Origin of the sequence: Blautia sp. RTP21359st1_E11_RTP21359_211015 (assembly GCF_040910705.1) — a bacterium.
Taxonomy (GTDB): domain Bacteria; phylum Bacillota; class Clostridia; order Lachnospirales; family Lachnospiraceae; genus Blautia_A; species Blautia_A fusiformis.
In genome coordinates, this window is the sequence record NZ_JBDGAB010000054.1 from 1 (window position 1) to 25,486 (window position 25,486).

The following is a 25,486-nucleotide window of genomic DNA, read 5'->3' on the forward strand; positions in this document are numbered from 1 at the left end:
TATGTACACGGTATGTTAAATGACAAAAAGGAATCGAAATATGCTCTTCCTATCAGGAAAAACGGAAAGTTAAAAAGTTTTTTGTTTTTACGAAAAATTATGATCCTGTGGTTGGGAGTGTATTTTGTATATCTGGGGATGCAGCATGTAAATCCAGGTATAAATAGTACAGTGGTAGAAATCCTTCTGAATATCTCACTGGCTTTTATGATCATGGCAAGAGTATGCATGTGGATATTTTATGTGAAATTTTATAAAAAGAATTATAAATATCCAACAGATAAAGAAGGAAATTGGGCGCCATTCAGTTTTCTGTGCCAGAATATCAATATGTATTATGAAAATCCGGTGTGTTACAGGGATTTACAGATACATTCTGATGTAATGGAAAAAGGTTTTGGAATTTATCAGTATATAAATACGTATAAAGCTCCTCGAAATGGAAAAACTTTTTTCTACAGATATGACAAAACAGATGAGATACATATTCTGGCATATGTAAAAACAGATTTGTTTCAGGAAGCGGATATCGGAAAATTGAATAAAGCTTTTGTAGAATTTTGGAAACAGTATATTACAACGAAAGAGGAAAAAAAGGAAATATATTTTTCCTTTGTGATGGAAGTAGAAGATGATAATCGTATTCTGAAGAGCATTGTACGGAATAATTCAGGGATAATGATGTATAAAAGACGATACCGTCTTGGAGCGGTATATAACCGTTATTATAATCGCCTGGAAATCCTTCCGTTATATAGATATTCGAGATATAAAAAACAATATGAGAAAATGAAAAAAGATCTGTTGGATTGTCTGGGCATATCGGATGTTGTACAGGCCTGATGACTAGGGGGGATCATAATAAACCGAAAAAGAAAAAATAATATACCTGAAAAAATTTTATTATTTTGTATTTTATTCTTGTCATATCGTTGGATTTTTGAAGATGATAGATTCACATTTGGAGTAGCCTTTTGGGGATATTTGGCATTGACTGGATGGGTATTCAGATGTGGCGAAACACCGGATCAGGATATTTCTTCGGAAAGTGTAGATGAAAATCCTCTATATGTTTATGGGATGATGAGAAAAAATCGAAAATGGCTTTCCGGAATCAGAGGGTGTTTTCTGTTTCAAATGTTGCTTTTGACAGATGTTTTTTTTGCAGCAGTATATTCCTGTTGGAAATGTTGGACGAATAGCAGTGGGAATGATGCGATTGAATAACTGCGCGTCGCATTCTCGTTATTTTAGTGATGAGTTAGACGCGCAAATTTTTTACCCAAAGAAAGAACACATGTTTACTTATGGCACTATATGTGCTAAAATATAGCCATGGATAGTAGAAAAAACAACAGAATCTGAGAAAAGAGTTATCAGGGAGAAATAAAAATGCAGATAATATCCAGTTATGGTGTAGAATTACGAAAACAGAATATCCCGATCCGCCAGACACTGGAGATTTATCGTGCTGCTGTCAGCTATCTGATTGGAATTTATGTGCAGGTATGGGAAGAATTAGCAGAAATCCCGGATGCAAAGAGGCGTTTTAATGCTGCAGAACATCTGGTACATACTACGAAGAAAAATCATGCCTGTTTTGATTTTGATATCCGGTTCCCAAAGATGCCTTCCTATCTGCGCAGATCTGCCATCCAGCATGCACTGGGGACAGTATCCTCTTATAAAACACGGCTGGATCTATGGGAAAAGACAGACGGAAAGAGCGGGAAACCAAAGCTTGTATATGAAAATCACGCCATGCCGGTTTTCTACCGTGATGTCATGTACCGTGAAGGAGTGGAAGGGAAAGACGAAGCATACCTGAAACTCTATGACGGTCATGACTGGAAATGGTCCTGTGTACGTCTGGAGCATACAGATATGGAACATCTGAGAAGATACTGGTCAGGGAAAAAGGCATCTGCCCCGACTCTGGAAAAGAGACACCGGAAGTACTTTTTGCGTTTTTCCTATACAGAAGAAGTAACACTTACCAAAAAACCTGTGAAAGAACAGGTTATCTGCAGCGTGGACTTAGGGATCAATACCGATGCAGTCTGTACCATCATGCGGGCAGACGGAACTGTCCTGGGAAGAAGATTCATAGATCATCCCAGTGAAAAAGACCGGATGTACCGCACACTGGGACGGATCCGCAGATCCCAGAGGGAACATGGCTCTGCGCAGACACAGGGAAGATGGGCATATACGAAACGTCTGAACACGGAACTTGGAAAAAAGACTGCAGGTGCGATTGTAAGATATGCGGAAGAAAACCATGCAGATGTGATCGTGTTCGAGTATCTGGAGATGCAGGGGAAGATATCGGGAAAGAAAAAACAGAAACTGCACCTGTGGAGAAAGCGGGATATACAGAGGCGCTGTGGACATCAGGCACACAGGAAAGGGATGCGGGTATCCAGGATCTGCGCATGGAATACCAGCAGACTGGCTTATGATGGTTCCGGAGCGGTAACACGTGATTGGGAAAATCACAGCCTCTGTACTTTCCAGACAGGAAAACGATATAATTGTGACCTGTCAGCAGCCTGTAATATAGGAGCGAGATATTTTATCAGAGAACTTTTAAAACCCATTCCGGCAACGGAAAGGTCTTTACTGGAGGCAAAAGTCCCTCCTGTAAAGCGTAGAACCTCATGTGTCTATGCAGATCTGAGAAAACTCCATTCAGAAATGGAACTCTTAAAAGTAGAATAGATACAGGCAGATATACAGCGGACTACCTGTAATGTGGGAACCAGCCATATCCGGCATGGGAAATGCGCATAACTGCGCACCTAAGTTATAGGCGTATCCGCCGATATTCAGTCTGACGCCTAAAGCGTCTGGAAGCACGCGACTTCAGTCGTGGGAGGTTCACAAAGGGCTTTTACATAACCAGTACCAAAAAAAGTCAGAATATGAACTGGACGAAAAAGGAAAAGTAAGTTTTTTCAAGAAAAATAGAAATAATCAGGTGAATATCTGGGCGCTTATAGATATTACAGATATGGATAGAAATGATGTTTTGTTGTTAAATGATAAATTTGCAGAGTTCTGGATCAATGAGATGACCAGAGAAGAAAAAAAGAAGGATATTCGTTTTACATTTGTAATCCAGGTAGATGAAATAAATGATTACCTGCAGGAAACTTTTTATGAAAGCGGGGGAATCTTTATGGATAAGCACAGAAGCCGGCTGCCTGTATTATATGTACGCAAACACGATATCCTGAAAGTAAAATGGGCTGATGATAATTCAAGATATATGAATATCAATAAGGAAATGAGAAAAGAGTTAAAGAAAATATATGATGATTCGGAGATAGAATCCATTAATAGCTGAAGAAAGGAATCATATGGCGAATCTGATATCCTTAGGTGCTGGGTAGTTCACTCGGCCACAACCGAGTCAGTCATGACCGAATAAAAAATATGTACATATCTACTCCTTAAACCTGCAAAGTGCCTTCTGCTGTGCTCCATAAATGGAGTGATTTCCATTGACCAGATAAGCGAGGATGCATACCAGGATAAGGGGGATGGTGTTTCGGGTGCCGAAGACTTCCAGGCCGATGAGGATCGGGGCGATGAGGGTGTTGGTGGCGCTGCCGAATACTGCGGCGTAGCCAAGTGCCCCACAGATCATCGGAGGAATCCCGAGGATGGAACCTAGGACGACTCCAAGGGAAGCGCCGATGGAGAACAGAGGTGTCACTTCGCCACCCTGAAAACCGATGGAAAGTGTAAATACAGTAAACAAAAGCTTTAGAATCCAGTCATATCCGTAGATCGTTTCTCCGGCAAAGGAAGTGGAGATGAGATTGGTTCCAAGACCTGTGTAGCGTCCGCCGTGGATTACAAACAGCAGAGCTGCCAGTGGAATGGCCAGGACACCGATGCGGATCAGCGGATTTGAGATTTTTTCCCCGAATAATTTCTTTGCTTTCTGAAGAAGTACGGAAAAGCATCGTCCTGCGAGACCAAAGGCAAGTCCGAGAGCAATGAGAGAGATCATGCTTCGGAGATCGGTCACAGTCCAAGTGTCTTGGATATCCACAGCAAATTTTTCCAGTCCCAGGAAATGAGAGGTGAAGGAGGCTGTATATGCGGCGATAAGTGCCGGCAGCAGCGCATCGTACTCAAGATATCCGGCAACGATCACCTCCATGGCAAAAAATACAGCGGCTAATGGCGTCTGGAACAGACCGCCAAAACCGGCAGCCATACCGGTGATCAGCATGACAGGCTTATTTTCCCGGATATGCAGCCTACGTCCGGCCTCGTGGGAGAGTGTAGCACCGATCTGCACGGCAACACCTTCACGGCCGGCACTTCCTCCGAAGAGATGAGTGATCCAGGTGCCGAGCATTACCAGAGGGACAAGGGCCAGAGGAATCTGGTCTCTTTTTTTCTGCCCGGTTTCGAAGATCAGGGACATGCCCTTTAAGCTTAAGGTGCTGAAATGATGATACATCCATACAATAAGAAGTCCGGCCAGAGGCAGGAAGGGCAGCAGGCAGCGCCAGTGTGCAGTGCGAAAAGCAGAGATCGCCAGCAGGCCCCGGCCGAAGATAGTATCTACGATCCCGACGCAGATTCCCACGACCACTGCAAGGACAGCATATTTCAGCTGCAGGATCTGATGTTCTTTTTGGATAGTTTCTTTTGTCATAGTAACTCCTTTCAATCTCCCGGATCTTAAAAATCCATCAAAAAAAGCTGGTAACCCCGTGCATTGCACAGAAGTCATCAGCTCATTGGCGGTTTCGATAAAAATCGGGGGAGAACTTCATTCCCTTTCTGCCTGAGAGTATAGCATCCGAGGCTGATATCGTCAATAGTCAGACGGAAATCCGGAGTATCTTATTTGCTACAGGTGTGCTATGATTAAACAAATCGGCAGGTTACGGGTGAAGCAGCAAAGCGTAATATGCTGCGACTAAGACTTGCACATATGAGAATGTAAAAATAACGGAGGAGACACCATGGAAGAATCAAGAATTGACAAAACGATCTATACAGGAAGACCGGAGAAGATCGAGGGCCGTCTGGAGAAGGAAATCGCAGTGTACGATTTTCTGGACAGTCTTGGGATTGAATATAAAAGAGCAGATCATGAAGCACTGATGACCATGGAGGCCTGCGAGGCAGTGGATCAGCTTCTGGGAGCGCAGATATGTAAAAATCTTTTTCTCTGCAACCGACAGAAAACAGATTTCTATCTTCTGCTGATGCCTGGAGAGAAGCCATTTAAAACAAAATTTCTGTCCAAACAGATCGGAACAGCCAGACTTTCCTTTGCAGACGGAGAGCAGATGGAGGAATATCTGAACATTACCCCGGGATCCTTAAGTCTGATGGGACTGATCTTTGATAAAGAAAAGAAGGTACACCTGGTGATCGATAAAGAAGTCCTGGATGAAGAATATTTCGGATGCCATCCGTGTATCAATACTTCCACTCTGTTGATGAAGACCAGTGATGTAAAAGAAAAAATCCTGCCGGCGCTGGGCCACGAATATCAGGTGGTCGAGCTGCCGACAGAATAAAAATCAACGTATGGGTGTAAAGTCCTTTTTGTTGGATTCTGCTATGATGTAGTGGGGGCGCTGCTTGACCTCCATATAGGTTTTTGCTATGTACTGTCCCATGATACCCAGGCAGAAAAGCTGCAGGCCGCCGATGAAGATGATGACACAGATGGTGGAAGCCCAGCCTGGGACCGGATCATCGAAGATCAGCTTTCGGACGATGATGGCTACCAGGACCAGAAAGGAAAAACCGGTCATGGTCGTTCCGAACCAGGAGGCGATGGTCAGCGGTACCTGAGAAAAATTGATGATGCCGCTGACGGCGTATTTAAACAGCTTCCAGAAGTTCCATTTGGTCTCACCGGCTACGCGTTCGATATTTTTGTAGGGGAGCCAGCAGGTGCGGAAACCGATCCAGCCGAAGATTCCCTTGGAGAAGCGGTTGTACTCACTCATGGAGACGATGGCATCCACCATACTGCGCTTCATCAGACGGAAGTCTCTGGCGCCGTCCACAATATCTGCATCCGAGATCTTATTGATCAGCTGATAAAATTTCCGGGCAAAAAAGCTCCGGATAGGTGGCTCTCCGTCACGGCTGACACGTCTGGTGGCAACGCTGTCATATTCTCCGGATTCCAGCTTCTCCAGCATTTCCGGGAGAAGGGACGGCGGATCCTGAAGATCAGCGTCCATTACTGCTACATAATCGCCGCCGGCATTGCAGAAGCCTGCATACATGGCAGCTTCTTTTCCGAAGTTTCTGGAAAAAGAAAGATAGATCACATGAGGATCCTTTTCGGAAAGCTCTTTTAAAATCTCAAGGGTTCTGTCTCTGGAACCGTCATTCACAAAGATCAGCTCATAATCACAGTTCATTTGCCTGAGGACAGAAGTGGCTTCCGGGTAAAAAAGCGGAAGGGATTCTTCCTCATTGAAGCATGGTATAATTAAAGAAATCATTTTTTGCCTCGTTTTCCAGATCATAAAAAATGATCATTTTGGCGGATATCTGTAGTCCGCCTTGGTTTCAGGTTGCTTTTGGATGGGTACTATCATATCATATTTGTCCGGAATCGGCTATAAAACAGGGGATTTTTTTCTTGCACCGCTGTTTTTTTGTGATAAACTGTAAAAAAAGACAAACAAGAGGTGTGATATGCTGGAAAAATTTAACAGCTTTATAGAGAAATGGATGGCTTTTGTGACGCCGGCCTGTCTGCTTACAGGGGTACTGTTTCCGGATATTGCAAAGCATGGCGTGCCCTATGTGACGTATGCTTTTGCATTTATGACTTTTATCGGTGCGCTGAAATCCAGGTTCCGTGATGTAGCAGATGTGTTTAAGCGGCCGCTTCCGCTGATCCTGATGCTGCTGATCCTTCATGTGCTGGGACCGGTGGCCGCCTGCGGTCTGGGACATCTTCTGTTCCCGGGCAATATGAATTATATCACAGGAATGGTGCTGGAATTTTCCGTACCTGCAGCGGTGATCAGTCTGATGTGGGTGTCCATTTATAATGGAAACAGTCCGCTGTCACTTTCGCTGGTTGTGATCGATACGATCCTGGCTCCCTTTCTGATCCCGGCAGTATTGAAGCTCCTGGTGGGCTCCAGCGTAAAAATGGATACTGTGGGAATGATGAAGGAGCTGGTTTTCATGATCGCTCTGCCGGCAGTCCTTGCCATGTGCCTTAATGAAGTCAGCCATGGAAAGGTTATGGAGACCTGGCCGAAAAAGCTGGCACCTTTTTCAAAAATGTGCCTGATCTTTGTGGTAACCTCCAATTCCTCCAAGGTTTCTCCTTATATGAAGCATCTTAACGGAGAACGGCTGGAGGTAGCAGCAGCGATCCTGGTCCTGGCAGCAGGGGGATATGCCATTGGCTGGATCATTGCCATTCTTACAAGACAGAATAAAGAGGCAACGGTTTCCATGATCTATGGTTCCGGAATGCGGAACATCAGCGCCGGTGCGGTGATCGCGGGAGCGTATTTTCCGGCGGAAACATTATTTCCGGTTATGATCGGAACGTTATTTCAGCAGATCCTGGCGGCTTTTTACGGAAGTATGATGCGCCGGGTCCAGACCGGACAGCAGGAAAGGGAGAAGGAGCATGGAGTTTCAGCATGAATTGATCATTCCCAATGAAGGATTTCCTTTTAAGCTTTTTCTTTTTGAAGGAAGAAACGGAAATTATGTAAGGGAAAAACACTGGCATACTTCGATCGAGATCTTTGCGGTGATGGAGGGGAGCCTTTATTTCTATATCGATGAGAAAGAGTATCCTCTGAAGGCAGGGGAGTTTCTGATCATTAATTCCAATGAAGTACATTCTATTCAGGCGCCAGTACGTAATGAGACCATCGTACTGCAGATCCCGCTGAAGCAGTTTTCGGATTATTTTACCGCTCAGAGGTTCATCCGTTTTCGGAGCAGAAACGAAGAGTCTGAGGAAACAGACAGGCGGATGGTTTCTCTGATCCGGGAGATGTATCGGGTGTACGTATCCGGGGAAACGGGGTACGAATTCCGTATCAGGGCAGTGTTCTATGAAGTCCTTTATCTTATGGTTTCCGCATACAGGGAAACAGAGGTGGAGGAGAATGCGCTGAAGATCAGCCGCAGATTGGATGCTTTGTCAAAAATAACCACTTATATGCGGGAGCATTACAAGGAGGATCTCAGGCTTTCCGGACTTGCAGCCATGTTCGGATATTCCGATGCATATCTGTCAAGGATGTTCCGAAAATATGCGAAGGTCAATTTTAAGACATATTTACAGGATATCCGCATGGCATACGCCTATAAGGAGCTTTTGCATACAGATCATACCATCAGCTCTATCGCACTTGACAACGGGTTTGCAAGCAGCAGGGCTTTTTCCAGGGAATTTGTAAAGCGTTACGGGATCCTGCCGGGAAGAGTGGAGCGTCAGAATCATAAAAATGTCAAAAAAGTGCTATGAATGAGTCAAGAAAAGCGGCGAAAAGCATACCATGATGTGGTATGCTTTTTTCAGTTCAAAACGAAGATACAGAGAAGCTGTGAAACAGTAATTTTGTAAGGAGGGTTAAATCGTGAAAATTCAGAAAGTAACAGATCCGGCTTTCCGCAGATACGGAAAGGTTCTGGAGGGATACAATTTCGGTCCGCTTCTGAAGGAGATGAAGCATACACCGGTTCCGGAGGATGTGGTATATGTTCCGTCAGCAGAGGAGCTGGAAGCTCTCGATGTGGAAAAAGAGCTGAAAAACAGAGCGTTTGGTGGATTACCTGTCCAGATCGGATATTGCAATGGTCACAATAAAAAGCTGAATGCCCTGGAATATCATCGGAATTCCGAGATCAATGTAGCAGTGACAGATCTTGTACTGCTTATCGGACATCAGCAGGATATAGGAGAGGATCTTACATACGATACCTCAAAGGTGGAGGCATTTCTGGTACCGGCAGGAACCGGGATCGAGGTTTATGCCACAACGCTCCATTATGCACCGTGCCATGTGAATGAGAGTGGATTTCAGTGTGTAGTTGTTCTTCCGAGAGGAACCAACACAGAGATTGATTTTCCGATGTCAGAGGACGGAGAGGACGGTCTGATGACAGCCAGAAATAAATGGCTTATCGCTCATGAGGATGCGAAGATCGAAGGCGCATTCAACGGATTGAAGGGTGAAAATATCACACTTGACTGATTTTGGGTGAAGTGAATAGTTACAAACGAACAATAATATCACCGGTGGAAAATCTGCCGGATATAAAAAGGAGAATGAAGATTATGAACAATATGCCAGAAGTTAAGATCGGAATCGTTGCAGTCAGCAGAGATTGTTTTCCGGAAAGCCTTTCCGTAAACAGGAGAAAAGCTCTTGTAGACGCTTACACAAAGAAATACGATGCAAAGGATATCTACGAATGTCCGGTCTGTATCGTAGAGAGTGAGATCCATATGGTCCAGGCTTTGGAGGATATCAAAAAAGCAGGCTGTAACGCACTCTGTGTATATCTTGGAAACTTCGGACCGGAGATTTCTGAGACCCTTCTTGCAAAGCATTTTGAGGGACCGAAGATGTTTATCGCAGCAGCTGAGGAAACACAGGATAATCTCTGCCAGGGACGTGGAGATGCTTACTGCGGTATGCTGAATGCAAGCTACAACCTGCAGCTTCGTAATGTAAAAGCCTATATTCCGGAGTATCCGGTAGGTGATGCAGAGGACTGCGCGGATATGATCCATGAATTCCTTCCTATCGCAAGAGCGATCGAGGGATTGAGCAACCTGAAGATCATCAGCTTCGGACCGCGTCCTACAAACTTCCTTGCCTGCAATGCACCGATCAAACAGCTTTACAACCTTGGCGTTGAGATCGAGGAGAACTCAGAGCTGGATCTTTTCGAGGCATTCAACAAGCATGAAGGTGATGAAAGGATCCCGGCGCTCGTAAAAGAGATGGAAGAAGAGCTTGGTGCGGGAAACAAGAAACCTGAGATCCTTCCGAAGCTTGCACAGTACGAGCTGACTCTGAAGGACTGGGTAAGAGATCACAAAGGATATCGTAAATATGTAACACTGACAGGAAAATGCTGGCCTGCATTCCAGACACAGTTTGGATTTGTTCCATGTTATGTAAACAGTCGTCTGACAGCACAGGGCATTCCGGTATCCTGTGAGGTTGATATCTATGGTACATTAAGTGAGTTTATCGGACAGGTAGTAAGTGATGATATCGTTACACTTCTTGATATCAATAACTCCGTTCCGAAGGATATGTACAAAGAATCTATCGAAGGAAAATTCAACTATACACTTCAGGATACCTTTATGGGATTCCATTGTGGAAACACAGCATCCAGCAAGCTGTCCTTCTGTGAGATGAAATATCAGATGATCATGGCAAGATCCCTTCCGATCGAGGTTACAAACGGAACTCTTGAGGGAGATATCAAGCCTGGAGATATCACTTTCTATCGTCTGCAGAGTACAGCGGACAACAAGCTTCGTGCATATATCGCACACGGTGAGGTTCTTCCAGTTGCAACACGTTCCTTCGGTGCTATCGGTGTATTTGCAATTCCGGAGATGGGACGTTTCTACCGTCACGTGCTGATTGAGGGAGGATTCCCGCATCACGGTGCTGTAGCATTCGGACATCACGGAAAAGCTCTCTTCGAGGTGTTCAAATACATTGGTGTACCGGTTGAAGAGATCGGTTACAATCAGCCGGCAGGCGTGAGATATCCGACAGAGAATCCTTGGAGATAATTAAAACAGGCAGGTAAGATCATCCGTACGTGCTGCCTGATACAAGCAAGTCTCCACTCGCTGCTTATTGCTTTTCGTAACCCCGCAGGGGACTTTCTTGATTTGGTTAAATACGATTCAGAAACCGCGGGCTCTCAGGCGTGCAGGCGCTGCGAACTGAGAGCTGCGGTTTCTGTATTTACAGGAGGAAAAATCACTATGTATTATATTGGCGTTGATCTTGGAACTTCCGCTGTAAAGCTTCTTCTTATGGAAGGATCCGGAAAGATCTGCAACATCGTATCAAAAGAATATCCGCTGTTCTTCCCCCATCCGGGCTGGTCTGAGCAGAATCCGGAGGACTGGTTCGTCCAGAGCATGGAAGGGATCAAAGAGCTCACAGAAGGAATTGACCGCAAAGAAGTAGCAGGAATCGGTTTTGGCGGTCAGATGCACGGTCTTGTAACTCTGGATAAAGATGACAATGTGATCCGTCCGGCGATTCTCTGGAATGACGGCCGTACCGGTGAGGAGACGGAATATCTTAATACGGTTATCGGAAAGGAAAAACTTTCTCAGTATACCGCAAACATTGCATTTGCAGGCTTCACTGCACCAAAGATCCTCTGGATGCAGAAGCATGAGCCTGAGAATTTTAAAAAAGTGGTAAAGATCATGCTTCCGAAGGATTATCTTGCCTATCGCCTGAGCGGATCTTTCTGCACAGATGTATCCGATGCTTCCGGTATGCTTCTTCTGGATGTGAAGAACCGCTGCTGGTCAAAGGAAATGCTTGAGATCTGCCATATCACAGAGGAACAGCTTCCGAAGCTGTACGAGAGCTGGCAGGTAGTCGGAAAGCTGAAAGCAGAAGTTGCAAAAGAGCTTGGCTTCTCAGAGGATGTGAAGGTTGTAGCAGGTGCAGGCGACAATGCTGCGGCAGCTGTGGGAACAGGAACGGTTGGCGATGGCCAGTGCAACATTTCCCTTGGAACATCCGGTACGATCTTTATTTCCAGCAAAGATTTCGGAGTGGATGAAAACAATGCACTGCATTCCTTTGACCATGCAGATGGAAGCTATCATCTGATGGGATGCATGTTAAGCGCTGCTTCCTGCAACAAATGGTGGTCAGAGGAGATCCTTAAGACAAAGGATTTTGTGGCAGAGCAGGCACCGATCCAAAAGCTTGGCGAGAATCAGGTATTCTTCCTTCCATATCTGATGGGAGAGAGATCTCCGCATAACAACCCGGATGCAAGAGGCGTATTTTTCGGAATGTCCATGGATACCACGAGAGCAGATATGACCCAGGCAGTTCTGGAAGGAGTTGCTTTCGGACTTCGAGATTCCCTTGAGGTTGCAAGAAGCCTCGGGATCCATATTGAGCGCACCAAGATCTGCGGCGGCGGAGCCAAGAGCCCTCTCTGGAAAAAGATCATTGCAAATGTGATGAACCTGAAGGTGGATGTGCCGGAGAATGAGGAAGGTCCGTCCATGGGCGGTGCAATGCTGGCAGCAGTAGGCTGCGGTGAATACCCGGATGTGGAAACGATCTGTAATAAGCTGGTCAGGGTAGTAGATACGGTAGAACCGGAACCGGAGCTGGTTGCAAAATATGAAGAAAAATACCGGAAATTCCGCAAACTGTATCCGGCAATGAAAGAGCTGTTTAGATAACAGCCATTTTCACGGATAAATATTGTTATGCTTCATAGGTATGGAGCACTGAACGGTTAAAGATCAGGAGCATGTCACAGCTCCTGATTTTTTCTGTACTGTCTTGGTGTACAGCCCTTGATTTTCGTAAAGACCTTTGTGTAATAATTAGAGTCCGAAAAACCGGACAGTAGTCCTGACTCCGTAATAGAACAGGAGGGATTTTCCAGATATTCCAGGCTGCGTTCAATGCGGTATTCCTGGATGTATCCGAAGAGAGTGATATTCATGCATTTTTTGAAAAGCCGGCTGCATTCGCTGGGACTTAAGTGGATCAGGTCTGAAACATCATTCAGGAGGATCTTTTCAGAGTAGTGTTCTGCGATATAGGACATGATCTGACGGATGCGGCGGTAGTTTTCTTCATCCTGACCGGATGGAAGAGTTGCCTGGGAGATCGTATTTTCATACAAGATTTTCCAGAAGTGCTGCAGTCTGGCGATGATCTCAAATTCATACGTGGGTTTCCGGCTACTGTCCAGGTCGATGATGTCACGGATATCTTTTATGGCCTCGGAATGCCATTTACAGGATAGATCAAGCGGTACGGCGGACAGGGAAAAGCTTCGGAGGATCGGTTCTGTATATTTCTGAAAAAGAAGGCTTCCCGAAAATCCGTAGATCAGTTTGGGGTCAAAGGTTATGGGGATATACTGACAGTCCTGATCCTGATACATATATCCGGCATGAAGGGCATTGGCATTGCCAAAGATTGCCTGTCCCTCTTTCAGGTGAAAGGTATTCTGATTGATCTTGTAGAGCATTTCGCCCTTTTCGATATAGGTAAGCTCGATCTCCGGATGCCAGTGCCACAGAAAGGAACCGGTCTCATAGCCGGAAAGCCGCTCGTAGCTTACCAGGAATGGGAAGGAGCTGTCTCCGTGTTTTTTCAGTTCTTTTCCGGCGGGATCTGTGATGATCTGCATGGTGTTACCTCCTTCCTTCTGTGCGCGGATCCTGAAGTGTATATCTGCTTTTCATAGTGGAATTTATTTTATCAGAAAAGGCAGAAAATGCAAAGGGATATTCCGGGATCACCACAAAATAATACGGTTTTTACACAAAATTGTTATGGACAGAAAAGACGGAACTGTTATAATAAAAGTACATGAAGCGTTACTATTCACTGGTAATATTCCGCGCATTGCGAAGCGTGTTGCTGAGAACGGAGTGAACAGTAACCATGAAGCGTGACAGAGCGGAAGATTTTTTCAGGTTCTTCCGGATCTGGGGTGTAAACTATATAACAGGAGGAAGAAAAAATGGGAACAATTAAAATTCCGACAGCAGACGTGCTGAAAAAAATCTATGGTGAAACAGAGGAGAGCAGCGCCCGTTATACCAATCTTGCTGTGAATTTCGAGAAGAAATATCATCATGACAAGGCAGAGTTTTTTACTGCTCCGGGCCGTACGGAGATCATTGGCAACCATGTGGATCATAACGGCGGTCAGATCATTGCGGCAAGTATCGATCTGGATACCATCGGTGCTGCTTATCCAAACGGAACCAATGTGATCCATATGATCAGTGAGGGTTACAAACAGGAAGTAGTTGTTGATCTTGACAAGCTCAGCACAGAAACCTATACAAAAGGTACAGATGCTCTTGTTGCAGGTATTATGGAGTATATGCAGAAAAAAGGCTATGCTACCGGTGGATTTGACGCTTATGTTTCCACCAAGGTTATTGCCGCTGCAGGTGTAAGCTCTTCTGCTTCCTTTGAGATGCTTGTATGTGCGATCACCAATTATTTCTTTAATGAAGGTAAGCTGGAGTATGGCGAGTATGCGAGAGCAGGTCAGTATGCTGAGAATGTTTACTGGAAAAAGGCTTCCGGTCTGATGGACCAGATGGCTTGTGCTGCCGGCGGCCCGATCCTTCTGGATTTCTCTGATAAAGAGAATATCAGCTGTGAGAAGATCGCATTTTCCTTTGAGGATATGGGCTGCAGACTTGTGATCGTAAATACCGGTAAGGGCCATGCAGATCTCAGTGAGGAATATTCTTCTATTCCTATGGAGATGCGTGAGGCTGCGAAGGCTATGGGCGTAGAGCTTCTCTGTGAGTCCAATATGGAGAATCTTCTGGCACATGTGAAAGATATTCCGAATGACCGTGCTGTTCTTCGTGCGATGCATTTTTATGAAGAGAACAGACGTGTTGCAGATGCTGTGAAGGCTGTTGAGAATAAAGACGGTGAGGGATTCCTGCGTCTTCTTGAGGAGTCCGGTAATTCTTCCTGGGAGTGGCTGCAGAACTGTTATTCTCTGCAGAATTGCAAGGAGCAGAAGATCACGTTGAGTCTGGCGCTTACCAAGCTGTTTCTGAATAAGATCGGTGCTGGTATCTGCAGAGTTCATGGTGGTGGTTTTGCAGGCGTTATCATGTGCGTGCTTCCGATCGAGAACGCAGATGCGTATGTGGACTATATGGCTCAGTATGTTGGAAGGGAAAATGTCTATCCGATGAATATCAGGAGTACAGGGGCTGTTCATGTTGAGTGATTTTTGACGGCATAACGAACGTCATGGAGGGCGATTCGTTTCCGAATGCGGCTTTGGCGGCATCCGGAAATGAACCGCCCTTTGCGTTGTACTATGATTTTTTATTTTTTAATCAAAATTTTATGATTTGTTTCTGATTTAAATTTATGGGTTATGGTATAATGAGAAAAATTTTAAGAGAGTATTAAAAAAGAATTTGCAGAAGTTTTCAAGGTGAGGTTTCTGGAGTTGTTTTGAGTTTTGTTTTTTCATTATATTTCATAAGAAAGGTTTGACATATTTATGAGCAGAAGAGAGTTTCTTGAGGTTTTACGGGGGCAGCTGTCCGGACAGATGACCCAGGGGAGAGCTGCGGCTCATGTGCGGTATTATGAGGATTACATTCAGTCTCAGGTCCGGAACGGCCGAAGTGAATCAGATGTTCTGGCAGAACTGGGGGATCCCAGGCTGATCGCCAAGACTTTGATCGATACAGATGACAGTGCAGCTGTTTATGATGAGTCCGGTTATTCTGAAGAGAGCTACGGTGCAGATGATTATGCGGATAATGGGACGGAGAGCAGTGCCGGAAAGGCAAGAAGCTTTAAACTGGATCTGAGCACATGGTATGGGAAGGCGATCGTGATCGCCATTGCAGCGTTAATTGTGATACTTTTAACAACTGTTTTGGTGGCAGTTGCTCCATTTTTGATAATTTTTGGTATAGTTTTGTATTTAATATCCTGGTACAGGAAGAAAAAAGTGTAATTGTTCCACAACAGCTGTGAGTTAAAGACAATTTCCGTGTAATGAAATGGATTGCTTGTGAAAAAAGTATTTATAAGATTTGCATAAAAAATATGTGTTTGGTCTTGATTTATAGTGGATTTTACTGTATAATCTGGGTTAACAAGTTGAGATTGTGTCTGTTTTGTATAAAAACAGATGATGCCATTGAGAAGAGAGAACGGCAGAAGATATACATCGAAGGATGTGTTATTTTCTGCCGATTTTTTTATCTGTTTTTTAGAAAAGGTGATCAGAATGGATTGCCTTATTGAAGTATGATAAATTGTATAAAATAGATAAAAAAACAATTATTATCAAATAATAATTGCTTAAAATAAATAAAGAAATATTGGAAAATAGAGAAATAACTGTTGATTATATACAAGAAATGTGTTATCATTTGGTAAAAAGTTGGTAAAGATAACAAACGCGCAAATACAAAGGAGGGTAGTGAGAGGGCATTTTTGACAGCAGAACGTAAATGAGAGTTTTGCTTAATGTATTGGGGTAATTGCTGGAAGATATAACGGAAATGTTTTTCAGCAGAATGTGTAATGAGCAACATGATCAGCACTGTCAGGGGGACAGAGATATCGTGATGATGCAGCTGATCGGTAGTACGTAAATTTATGAAAAGCAGGTGATATACAATGAAAAGTAAAAAATCTTTTTTCAGGACAGTGGAGCCTTATCTCTATCTGGTTCCTGTAATGATCCTTTTTATACTGTTTGTATTCTGGCCGTTCGTTAAGACGATCCAGCTGAGCTTTGCCAGAACCACACCTCTTGGTCAGGTGGCACAGTATGTAGGACTTGACAACTATACGAATATTTTTACAGATGGAACGTTCCTTAACAGTTTGGTGACAACACTGAAATTTTCTGTTATGCGAGTTATCCTTTCTATTGTGCTCGGTTTTATACTGGCGATCATCAGTACAGAGAAGATCAGGGCAAAGGGATTTTTCCGTACTGTATATGCACTTCCGATGGCTATTTCCGCAGCAGCGGCATCTGTAGTGTTCATGTTTATTTTCCACAGCTCTCTGGGTATCCTGAACAGGGCGCTCGGAACTCATATCGGATGGCTGACAGATAAGAAATATGCACTGATCGCAGTTACGATCGTTAGTGTATGGATGGCGATCGGTATGAATTTCATTTACCTTACTGCAGCGATCCAGAGTGTACCGGCTGAGCTTTATGAGAGCGTTGCCCTGGATGGAGCGAATTTCTTCCAGAAGCACCGTCATGTAACGATTCCGTCAATCTCTCCGACACTGTTCTTCCTTCTCATCATCAATGTCATCAACTCCGTACAGGCATACGCAGAGTTCAAGATGATGACCCAGGGCGGACCGGCAGAGAGTACCAACGTTATCGTGTATGAGATTTACCAGGAGGCATTTATCAACAGCCGTTTCGGTGTGGCCTGTTCAGAATCCGTAATTCTGTTTGTTATTTTGATCATCCTGACTGCACTGCAGTTTAGACTGGAAAAGAAGGTGACCTACTGATGAAAGAAAAACCATATGTAAAAGTGGCGATGTATGCGCTGAATATTATTTTTGCAATTATTATTATTGTTCCTGTTATCTACTGTTTCAATGTTAGTATGATGGATCTGAAGGAGATCTACGGCGGAAAGTTCTGGCCGTCCCATCTGACTATCGAGAACTACACAAGAGCATTTCAGCTTGCACCGTTCTTTACCTTCATTAAGAACTCACTGATCGTATCCGGTGTTATCACATTTGCTCAGGTCGTTACAGGTGCTCTTGCAGCATATGCTTTTGCAATGATGGAGTTCAAAGGCAAAAAGGTCCTGTTCTATATTATGCTGGCAACCATGATGATCCCGAGCCAGGCGATCATCATCGCAAACTACCTGACTATTGCTGACTGGGGTATCCGTAATACATACGCAGCGCTGATCCTTCCTAATGCAGCAGCAGCTTTTGCGGTATTCAACATGCGTCAGGCATTCCTGACACTGCCGAAGGAGATCCATGAGGCGGCAGAGATTGACGGATGTACAAATTTCAAGTTCTTATATACCATCGGTGTTCCGCTTATCAAACCATCACTGGGTGCTCTGATCATCTATGTATTCCTTCAGAGCTGGAACTACTATCTGTGGCCACTGCTTGTAACAGACAGTGTAAATATGAGAACGGTTCAGATCGGTCTTGGTATGCTTCAGGGGGCTGAGGCAACAGACTTCCGACCGGTTATGGCTGGCGCTATGGTTATCCTGATTCCGTCGATCCTTGTATTTATCATTGGTCAGAAGCAGATGATCAGTGGTCTGACAGCAGGTGCTGTTAAGGGTTGATCCAATCACATAAGAGCAAGTAGCAAAAATGTTAATTTGTCCGACCTGTATTGGGGCGGGTCGGACCATTATAAAAGGAGGGTTTCTATATGAACAACAAAAAATGGATGGCGATTCTTTTAGGAGGAATCATGGCTGCATCTCTGGCAGCTCCGTGCTCAGTAAGTGCAGCTGAGAAAACAACACTTACATTCTGGCATGCAATGGGCGGCACAAACGGTGAGGTGCTTCAGCAGATCGTGGATGATTTCAACGCATCCCAGGATGAGATTGAGATTAAAGCTGAGTATCAGGGAACCTATGATGATACCATCACAAAACTGAAAGCTGCTATGCAGAGTGACTCCGGTCTTCCGGATGTCTGCCAGATGTATGACGTAGGAACAAAGTTCATGTATGACAGTGGTGCTGTCATTCCTGTAGAAGACAAATTTGAGAGCACAGGCTATGATAAGAGCTCTGTTATGGAGGTTATCAGCAGCTACTATACCGTAGACGGCAAGCAGTATGCAATGCCATTTAACGTATCCACACCTATGCTGTATTACAACAAAGACGTATTTGAGGCAGCAGGACTTGATCCTGAAACTCCGCCAACAACTTATGATGAGGTTCTTGAGGATGCCAAGAAGATCGTAGAGAGCGGAGCAGCTCCGGTTGGTTATTCACAGGCTATTTACGGATGGTTCTTTGAGCAGCAGCTTGCAGGACTTGGTGTAACATACGGAAACAATGACAATGGACGTAAAGAGGCAGTTACAGCTGTTGATTTTGATTCCAACGGCGGCGGCCTGAAAGTATTTGATATGTGGAAAAAGCTGTATGATTCCGGATGCTTCGAAGATTACGGAACAACAACAGCAGATACTCAGACAGCATTCTTCTCCGGACAGGTTGGTATGATCATCGAGTCTACTGCTATCCTGAAAAATGCAGTTGATTCTTCTCCGTTCGAAGTTGGTACAGGATATCTTCCGAGAATCGAGCAGAATGATGAAGGCGGCGTTATCATCGGTGGTGGATCCCTGTGGCTTACAGATACAGGCAACGAAGCTAACGAAGATGCAGCATGGAAATTCATCGAGTACATCACAACTCCTGATGTACAGGCTAAATGGTCCATGGGTACAGGATACTTTGCGATCAACGAGAAAGCTTATGAGACAGAGGATATGAAGGCTTACCTCAAAGAAAACCCGAACTTCGAGACAGCTATCAACCAGCTGAAGGATTCTCCTGTAAACTGCAATACAGCAGGTGTTCTCTCAGGTGTACAGACAGAAGCCCGTCTTACATTCAACGAGATCATGCCGCAGGTATATGATGGCAAGCTTACAACTCAGGACGCTGTTGATCAGCTTGCAGCTTCTGTAAACAAAGCGATCGAGAACTATAACGAGTCTATTAAATAATCAGAATGCCCTCTGATCAGTAGATAGAGCAACAGATAGGGATACCGCCGCCGGGCGCCGGTATCCCTGCTGTTTTACATGCTGTGAGACTACAGATCATGTATATCCGGGGTATAGGATCATATGAAAAACTGCGTAGTGAGACGGACAGAGAGAGTCCGGCTGACTAGACAGCTTTCGAATGGAGGGAGTGTGGCCTGCGGCGTTCGTGCAAGGCAAAATGAAGTGATGCGCTATTGGCGTTATCACCGGCAGAAAATAATGTTACAACAGGAAAGGAGCAAATTTATGGGCGGAATTCTCGGAGCATGTAATGCAATATCGGATTATTTGCACACTTTAAATATGGGATCGACGCTGTTTCGGCTGATTCTTGCGATGTTTCTTGGATGTCTGATCGGTATTGATCGTGGAATGAAGAAGCGTGTGGCAGGTGTAAAAACACATATGATCGTCTGTATGGGGGCAACTTTGGTTATGATGACGGGCGATTTTATCCATGTATATTCTAATGGGGCAGGAATCGGAGATACTGCACGACTTGGCGCACAGGTTGTCAGCGGGATTGGTTTTCTTGGAGTGGGAACTATCATTGTGACCGGACAGAGACATGTATCCGGTCTTACGACAGCGGCCAGTCTTTGGACTTCTGCGTGTATCGGACTTGCTGTGGGAATCGGCTTTTACAGCGGTGCGATCTTTACCACGCTGGGGCTTATTCTGGTGTTCAAATATGCGAAATATATAGAGGTTTATGTGGAAGAGCATTCCAATACCTATGACGTATATATGGAGTTTGAAAATGAAGACAAGATGAGTATGGTCATAAAGAAGCTCCGGGAAGAGGACATCCTGATCTCCAACGTAGTTATCATCAAAAAGAGATCCAAAACACAGAGTGTGGTGATCCAGGCAACAATGGAGGCTGCCAAATGGAAAGCACGCCATACTGTATTTCGTGAGGTAAGACAGCAGGAAGGAGTTATTTCTGTGGAGGAAATATGATCGGGAATCGGGAATACAATGAAACTTATCATGTTTTTGAGAAAGTTAAGAGCATGTTAAAGAAAAAACGATGTATTTTACGAAAAATGCACTTGAAATATGAAGAATAGTCTGATACAATGAATACAAAGTGAAGAAGGAATCTGATTCAGCTTGCTGAATACAGAGAATGCCATTGAGAACAGAGACCGGCATGAAGACACATGGATAAGTGTGTTTTTATGCCGGCTATTTTTATGCGCAAATGTTAATGTTTCAAAAGGATTACAAGGATTACAAGGGTTACAAAGGGTTACGGCATAAAAATAATGGCATATTCACTTGAAAGATTGCTGTTCGTAAGCAGTACTCCTCGCAGAATATATACCTGCGGACGGCAATGCTTGTGTTGCAACGGATATTCTGCTGTTTCCGGCGCAGAGAAAGCCGGGGACAGTTCAGAAGATCCGCAAACAGGAAAGGAGAAACAGATCTATGTATGATGTGATCATTATCGGAGCAGGAGTTTCCGGAGCGGCAGCGGCGAGAGAGCTTTCAAGATATCGGCTGAAAATCTGCGTTCTGGAGCGAGAAGAGGATGTATGCTGTGGAACTTCCAAGGCAAACAGCGGAATCGCTCATTCCGGTTATGATGCAGAACCGGGAAGCCTTATGGCGGAACTGAATGTGAAGGGCAGCAATATGATGGGACAGCTTTCGAAGGAACTGGATTTTCCTTTTAAACAGACTGGTTCGCTGACTGTCTGTACAACTGAGAATGGAATTGCCATGCTGCATAAGCTGCGTGAAAGAGGACTGAAAAACGGAGTAGAGGGACTGAGGATCCTTGACAGAGAAGCGGCACTTGCCATGGAGCCGAATCTGTCTGATCAGGTGCTGGCAGCACTGTATGCACCGACAGCCGGAATTGTCTGTCCCTTTGAGCTGAACATTGCAATGGCAGAGAACGCATATAACAATGGCGTGGAATTTAAATTTGACACAGAAGTAAAGAACATCCGAAAACAGGAAAATGGTTTTGTTGTGGAAACCTCAAAGGGTGATTTTGAGACAGGCTGTATCGTCAATGCTGCCGGTGTCTATGCGGATGTTTTTCATAATATGGTAAGTGAGAAAAAACTGCATATCACTCCTCGTAAGGGTGAGTATATGCTTCTTGATAAAAGTGCAGGAACACATGTGAATCATACGATCTTTGCGCTTCCAAATAAGAACGGAAAAGGAGTTCTGGTAACACAGACTGTTCACGGTAATCTTCTGATCGGGCCTACAGCTACGGATCTGGAGGATCGGGAGGAAACAGCGACTACATCAGAGGGAATGGAGGAAGTAAGTGCCAAATCCCGGAAAACAGTAAAGGATATTCCACTGCGGAAGGTGATCACAAGCTTTGCAGGACTCCGTGCTATCGAGGACGGTATGGATTTTGTGATCGAAGAGGTGGAGGATGCACCCGGATTTATCGATTGTGCAGGGATCGCATCACCGGGACTTACCAGCTCACCGGCCATTGGCTGTATGGTTGCTGATATCGTAAAAGAAAAATTACATCCGGAAGTAAATCCGGATTTTGATCCGGTGAGAAAAGGGATCCTGGATCCGTCAGAGCTTTCTCTGGAAGAAAGAAATGAGCTGATCAAAAGATCTCCGGAATATGGAAATATCATCTGCAGATGTGAGATGATCTCTGAGGGAGAGATCCTGGATGCGATCCGAAGACCTCTTGGAGCGAAATCCCTGGATGGAGTAAAACGTCGTACAAGAGCAGGAATGGGAAGATGTCAGTCAGGTTTTTGCTCTCCCAGAACAATGGAGATCCTCAGCCGAGAGCTTGGCATTTCCATGGAGGAGATCACAAAAACAGGCGGAGCTTCCAGACTGATCGAAGGAATCAACAAGAAAATTGCAGAGGAGGGCGAGAACCATGAATGATAAGATTATGGTGAAGAGAGATATCGTGATCATAGGCGGAGGCCCTGCAGGACTGGCAGCAGCCCTGGCTGCAAAGAAAGAGGGAGCAGAGAGTATCCTGATCCTGGAACGTGATAAGGAACTGGGCGGGATCCTGAATCAGTGTATCCATAATGGATTTGGCCTTCATACATTTCAGGAGGAGCTGACAGGACCGGAATATGCGGCACGTTTTATCCGGATGGTAAAAGAGCAGCAGATCGAGTACCGGCTGAACACCATGGTCATGGATATCAGCCAGGATAAGGTGATCACTGCCATGAGCCGCCAGGAGGGAATGTATCAGATCCGGGCAAAAGCTGTGATCCTTGCCATGGGCTGCAGAGAGAGACCGCGAGGTGCACTGAACATTCCGGGATATCGACCGGCAGGCATTTATTCAGCAGGAACAGCACAGCGCCTTGTAAATATGGAAGGATTTATGCCGGGAAAAAAAGTAGTGATCCTGGGATCCGGTGATATCGGACTGATCATGGCCAGACGTATGACGCTGGAAGGTGCAGAGGTTAAGGCAGTGGCAGAACTGATGCCATATTCCGGAGGCCTGAAGCGAAATATCGTGCAGTGCCTGGATGACTTTGGTATCCCGTTGAAGCTTAGCCATACAGTGGTTGACATAAAAGGAAAAGAGCGCGTGGAAGGAATCACTCTTGCAGAGGTAGATGAAAACAGACGCCCGATTCCCGGTACAGAGGAATTTTTTGAATGCGATACGCTTCTTCTTTCTGTTGGTCTGATCCCGGAGAATGAGCTTTCCGGACAGGCAGGTGTGAAGCTGAGCAATGTGACTTCCGGACCGGTGGTAAACGAAAGTCTGGAGACAAATGTAGAAGGTATTTTTGCCTGCGGAAATGTTCTTCATGTTCATGATCTGGTGGATTTTGTTTCGGAGGAAGCCGGCAATGCAGGAAGAAATGCGGCTCTCTATATAAACAACAATGGAGAGGACAAAATACCGGAAGAGATAAAGATCACGCTTTCGCCCCAAAACGGAGTCCGCTATACAGTGCCGTCTGAGATCCGTATCGGTCACATGGCGGAGGAGCAGCTGGTCCGTTTCCGTGTGGGAAATGTATATAAAAATTGTTACATCCGTGCATATCTGGATGGAGAACGGATCTTTTCCAGAAAAAAACAGGTGGCAGCACCCGGAGAGATGGAACAGATCAAATTGAAAAAAGAGCAGCTTCTTTCCATTCTGGAAGGAAAACAGAAACAGGATAAACATGAACTTGTGATCCAGGTGGAGGAGTGATGAAAATGGAAAAAAGAAATCTTACTTGTATCGGATGTCCTATGGGATGCGCCCTTCTGGTGGAAATGGATGGAAAAGAGATCATTTCCGTCACAGGAAATACCTGTAAAAAAGGTGCGGAATATGCAGTGAAGGAAGTGACAGATCCGACCAGGATCGTGACAACGACCGTGCGTGTGAAGAATGGAAGCATGCCGGTGGTGTCAGTAAAGACAGCACAGGATATTCCGAAAGGAAAGATTTTTGACTGTGTGGAAACGCTGCGGGATGTATGTGTGGAAGCGCCGGTTCAGATCGGGGACGTGATCCTGGAGAATGTAGCAGGCACAGGCGTGGATATCGTGGCTACAGGAAATGTGAAGCAGATCATACAGTGATCTGCAAAGGATATATGGCAATCTGTATGCTTATAATATGTCAGCCCTCCGGCAGACAAAGCGAATAAAATAAACCTGAAAAGGCTTTTTTATCGCTTTGTTTGCCATGAAATAAAATGTACAAAATGCACAAAAGATATTAGCACTTAAAAGAATAATTAATTAAAAAATAACAAAAAAATGCACAAAAGTCGATAAAAAATGTTGAAAATAAATAAAAGCTATGATATAATCAGAAATATGAATTGGCAAAAATGCTCACAACGATGTAATGCATTGAATGGAGGATGATTAGAATGAAAGTATTTGGACATCGTGGTTTCAGCGGAGAATATCCGGAGAATACAATGCTGGCGTTTCAGAAGGCAGTGGAGGCTGGTTGCGAGGGGATCGAGCTTGATGTGCAGCTGACCAAGGATCTGGTTCCGGTGATCATGCACGATGAGAAGGTTGATCGTACCACAGATGGAAACGGGTATATCTATGATCTTACATATGCTGAGCTGTGTAAACTGGATTGCAGTTATCCGGATAAGTTTGCCGGAAAATTCGGCAGGCTTCAGATTCCGACTCTGAGAGAGTATTTGGAGTGGATGGCAGAGGAGGAAGATCTGATTACAAACATCGAGCTGAAGAACAGTGTTTATTATTATGGTGGTATGGAAGAGAAGGTCATTGATATGATCTGCGAATATGGTCTGGAGGATCGGATCATCCTTTCCTCTTTCAATAACGCATCCATTGTATTGTGCAGACAGAGTGATGAGACTATTGCAGGGGGCTTTCTGGTAGAGAAATACGTGGATAATGCAGGGGTTTATGCAAGAACCTGTGATGTGCAGTATTATCATCCGAATCTGGAATACCTGAAGGAAGAACATGTACGCAGCTGTTCCCAGAACGGGATCGGGGTGAATGTCTGGACTGTAAACGAGGAAGAGGATATGAGAAGGATGAAGAAATGGGGAGTAAACTCCATCATCACCAATTATCCGGACAGAGGAAGAGCAGTGGCAGACGAGGATTGAAACTGCGATGTAAAGGCGCTTTCTGTAAGGTACATACAGGAGGCAGGCTAAATTTGAAATCTCCGGCAGGAGGGGGTCCTGCTGCAGATCTATATAAGCAAAATAAAAAAACTATAATAATGTATATGGAGGATTTTTACAATGGAGAAAGAAACAAGACCTTTTATTTCCTGGCAGCTTGCAGATGATTTTATGACTGCAGTATTTGAGAAAATGGGAGTTCCGACGGAGGATGCAAGACTTTGCGCTGATGTACTTCTGGAAAGTGACAGACGTGGAATCGAGAGCCATGGCTGCAACCGCTTTAAACCGATCTATATCGACCG

23 protein-coding genes and 1 riboswitch are annotated in these 25,486 nt (G+C 44.8%); of the genes, 20 read left to right on the forward strand and 3 right to left on the reverse strand.

Going from position 1 to position 25,486, the window contains the following annotated elements:
• The 3 genes from AB5026_RS15220 to AB5026_RS15230 all read left to right on the forward strand — a co-directional run.
• On the forward strand, nt 1-843 hold an 843-nt coding region (locus AB5026_RS15220; protein ID WP_368213742.1), incomplete at its 5' end, for a hypothetical protein.
• Nucleotides 844-1,392: 549 nt separating this feature from the next.
• A complete protein-coding gene (locus AB5026_RS15225) occupies nt 1,393-2,721 on the forward strand; it encodes an IS200/IS605 family element transposase accessory protein TnpB (protein ID WP_129976248.1) in 1,329 nt (442 codons plus the stop codon).
• Nucleotides 2,722-3,013: 292 nt separating this feature from the next.
• Nucleotides 3,014-3,349: a hypothetical protein gene (locus tag AB5026_RS15230; protein ID WP_161215726.1), complete on the forward strand. Its 336-nt coding sequence runs from the start codon at nt 3,014-3,016 to the stop codon at nt 3,347-3,349.
• 99 nt (nt 3,350-3,448) lie between these two features.
• Here AB5026_RS15230 and AB5026_RS15235 read toward each other — a convergent pair whose 3' ends face one another.
• Complete coding sequence (locus AB5026_RS15235; RefSeq protein WP_368213744.1) at nt 3,449-4,678, reverse strand: chloride channel protein; 1,230 nt, start codon at nt 4,676-4,678, stop codon at nt 3,449-3,451.
• 61 nt (nt 4,679-4,739) lie between these two features.
• Nucleotides 4,740-4,812: riboswitch (Fluoride riboswitch) on the reverse strand.
• Nucleotides 4,813-4,991: 179 nt separating this feature from the next.
• Between AB5026_RS15235 and AB5026_RS15240 the strand changes: the two genes are divergently transcribed.
• Nucleotides 4,992-5,555: a prolyl-tRNA synthetase associated domain-containing protein gene (locus tag AB5026_RS15240; protein WP_178016049.1), complete on the forward strand. Its 564-nt coding sequence runs from the start codon at nt 4,992-4,994 to the stop codon at nt 5,553-5,555.
• A 3-nt stretch (nt 5,556-5,558) separates the two neighbouring features.
• Here the strand turns inward: AB5026_RS15240 and AB5026_RS15245 are convergent, their stop codons facing one another.
• A complete protein-coding gene (locus AB5026_RS15245) occupies nt 5,559-6,500 on the reverse strand; it encodes a glycosyltransferase family 2 protein (RefSeq protein WP_015527465.1) in 942 nt (313 codons plus the stop codon).
• A gap of 196 nt (nt 6,501-6,696) precedes the next feature.
• Here AB5026_RS15245 and AB5026_RS15250 point away from each other — a divergent pair, with 196 nt between their 5' ends.
• The 5 genes from AB5026_RS15250 to xylB all read left to right on the forward strand — a co-directional run bounded on the left by AB5026_RS15250 (nt 6,697) and on the right by xylB (nt 12,463).
• Entirely contained in the window at nt 6,697-7,671 is a 975-nt protein-coding gene (locus AB5026_RS15250; RefSeq protein WP_015527464.1) for a bile acid:sodium symporter family protein, read from the forward strand.
• Nucleotides 7,655-8,506, forward strand: coding sequence for an AraC family transcriptional regulator (locus AB5026_RS15255; protein WP_015527463.1), 852 nt, complete (start codon nt 7,655-7,657; stop codon nt 8,504-8,506). The genes AB5026_RS15250 and AB5026_RS15255 overlap by 17 nt, the downstream gene beginning before the upstream one ends.
• Nucleotides 8,507-8,618: 112 nt before the next feature.
• A complete protein-coding gene (locus AB5026_RS15260; RefSeq protein WP_178016048.1) occupies nt 8,619-9,236 on the forward strand; it encodes a DUF4867 family protein in 618 nt (205 codons plus the stop codon).
• Nucleotides 9,237-9,319: 83 nt separating this feature from the next.
• The gene (locus tag AB5026_RS15265; protein ID WP_178016047.1) at nt 9,320-10,804 is read left to right on the forward strand and encodes an L-fucose/L-arabinose isomerase family protein; all 1,485 of its coding nucleotides are present in this window, start codon (nt 9,320-9,322) and stop codon (nt 10,802-10,804) included.
• 198 nt (nt 10,805-11,002) lie between these two features.
• Complete coding sequence (gene xylB / locus AB5026_RS15270) at nt 11,003-12,463, forward strand: xylulokinase (protein WP_195635209.1); 1,461 nt, start codon at nt 11,003-11,005, stop codon at nt 12,461-12,463.
• A gap of 74 nt (nt 12,464-12,537) precedes the next feature.
• On the opposite strand, the gene AB5026_RS15275 is transcribed toward xylB, so the two are convergent.
• The gene (locus AB5026_RS15275; protein WP_178016045.1) at nt 12,538-13,428 is read right to left on the reverse strand and encodes an AraC family transcriptional regulator; all 891 of its coding nucleotides are present in this window, start codon (nt 13,426-13,428) and stop codon (nt 12,538-12,540) included.
• A 336-nt stretch (nt 13,429-13,764) separates the two neighbouring features.
• Here AB5026_RS15275 and AB5026_RS15280 point away from each other — a divergent pair, with 336 nt between their 5' ends.
• From AB5026_RS15280 to AB5026_RS15330, 11 genes are all read left to right on the forward strand, one after another.
• On the forward strand, nt 13,765-15,009 hold the full coding sequence (locus AB5026_RS15280; RefSeq protein ID WP_178016044.1) for a galactokinase family protein: 1,245 nt from the start codon (nt 13,765-13,767) through the stop codon (nt 15,007-15,009).
• Between the two features lie 282 nt (nt 15,010-15,291).
• A complete protein-coding gene (locus tag AB5026_RS15285) occupies nt 15,292-15,756 on the forward strand; it encodes a DUF1700 domain-containing protein (protein ID WP_022426942.1) in 465 nt (154 codons plus the stop codon).
• 671 nt (nt 15,757-16,427) lie between these two features.
• The gene (locus AB5026_RS15290) at nt 16,428-17,294 is read left to right on the forward strand and encodes a carbohydrate ABC transporter permease (protein ID WP_022426943.1); all 867 of its coding nucleotides are present in this window, start codon (nt 16,428-16,430) and stop codon (nt 17,292-17,294) included.
• Nucleotides 17,294-18,112 (forward strand): carbohydrate ABC transporter permease, encoded by an 819-nt coding sequence (locus AB5026_RS15295; protein WP_021651865.1) that lies wholly within the window; start codon nt 17,294-17,296, stop codon nt 18,110-18,112. Before AB5026_RS15290 ends, AB5026_RS15295 begins: the two co-directional genes overlap by 1 nt.
• Nucleotides 18,113-18,201: 89 nt before the next feature.
• Nucleotides 18,202-19,524, forward strand: coding sequence for an ABC transporter substrate-binding protein (locus AB5026_RS15300; RefSeq protein WP_368213746.1), 1,323 nt, complete (start codon nt 18,202-18,204; stop codon nt 19,522-19,524).
• Nucleotides 19,525-19,812: 288 nt separating this feature from the next.
• A complete protein-coding gene (locus AB5026_RS15305; protein WP_015527451.1) occupies nt 19,813-20,529 on the forward strand; it encodes an MgtC/SapB family protein in 717 nt (238 codons plus the stop codon).
• Nucleotides 20,530-21,003: 474 nt separating this feature from the next.
• A complete protein-coding gene (locus tag AB5026_RS15310) occupies nt 21,004-22,461 on the forward strand; it encodes an NAD(P)/FAD-dependent oxidoreductase (RefSeq protein WP_368213748.1) in 1,458 nt (485 codons plus the stop codon).
• A 7-nt stretch (nt 22,462-22,468) separates the two neighbouring features.
• Nucleotides 22,469-23,755, forward strand: coding sequence for an NAD(P)/FAD-dependent oxidoreductase (locus AB5026_RS15315; RefSeq protein WP_118752936.1), 1,287 nt, complete (start codon nt 22,469-22,471; stop codon nt 23,753-23,755).
• Between the two features lie 5 nt (nt 23,756-23,760).
• Nucleotides 23,761-24,132 (forward strand): DUF1667 domain-containing protein, encoded by a 372-nt coding sequence (locus AB5026_RS15320; protein ID WP_044961717.1) that lies wholly within the window; start codon nt 23,761-23,763, stop codon nt 24,130-24,132.
• A gap of 296 nt (nt 24,133-24,428) precedes the next feature.
• The gene (locus AB5026_RS15325; protein WP_021976755.1) at nt 24,429-25,160 is read left to right on the forward strand and encodes a glycerophosphodiester phosphodiesterase; all 732 of its coding nucleotides are present in this window, start codon (nt 24,429-24,431) and stop codon (nt 25,158-25,160) included.
• 141 nt (nt 25,161-25,301) lie between these two features.
• On the forward strand, nt 25,302-25,486 hold a 185-nt coding region (locus AB5026_RS15330), incomplete at its 3' end, for an Ldh family oxidoreductase (protein ID WP_368213750.1).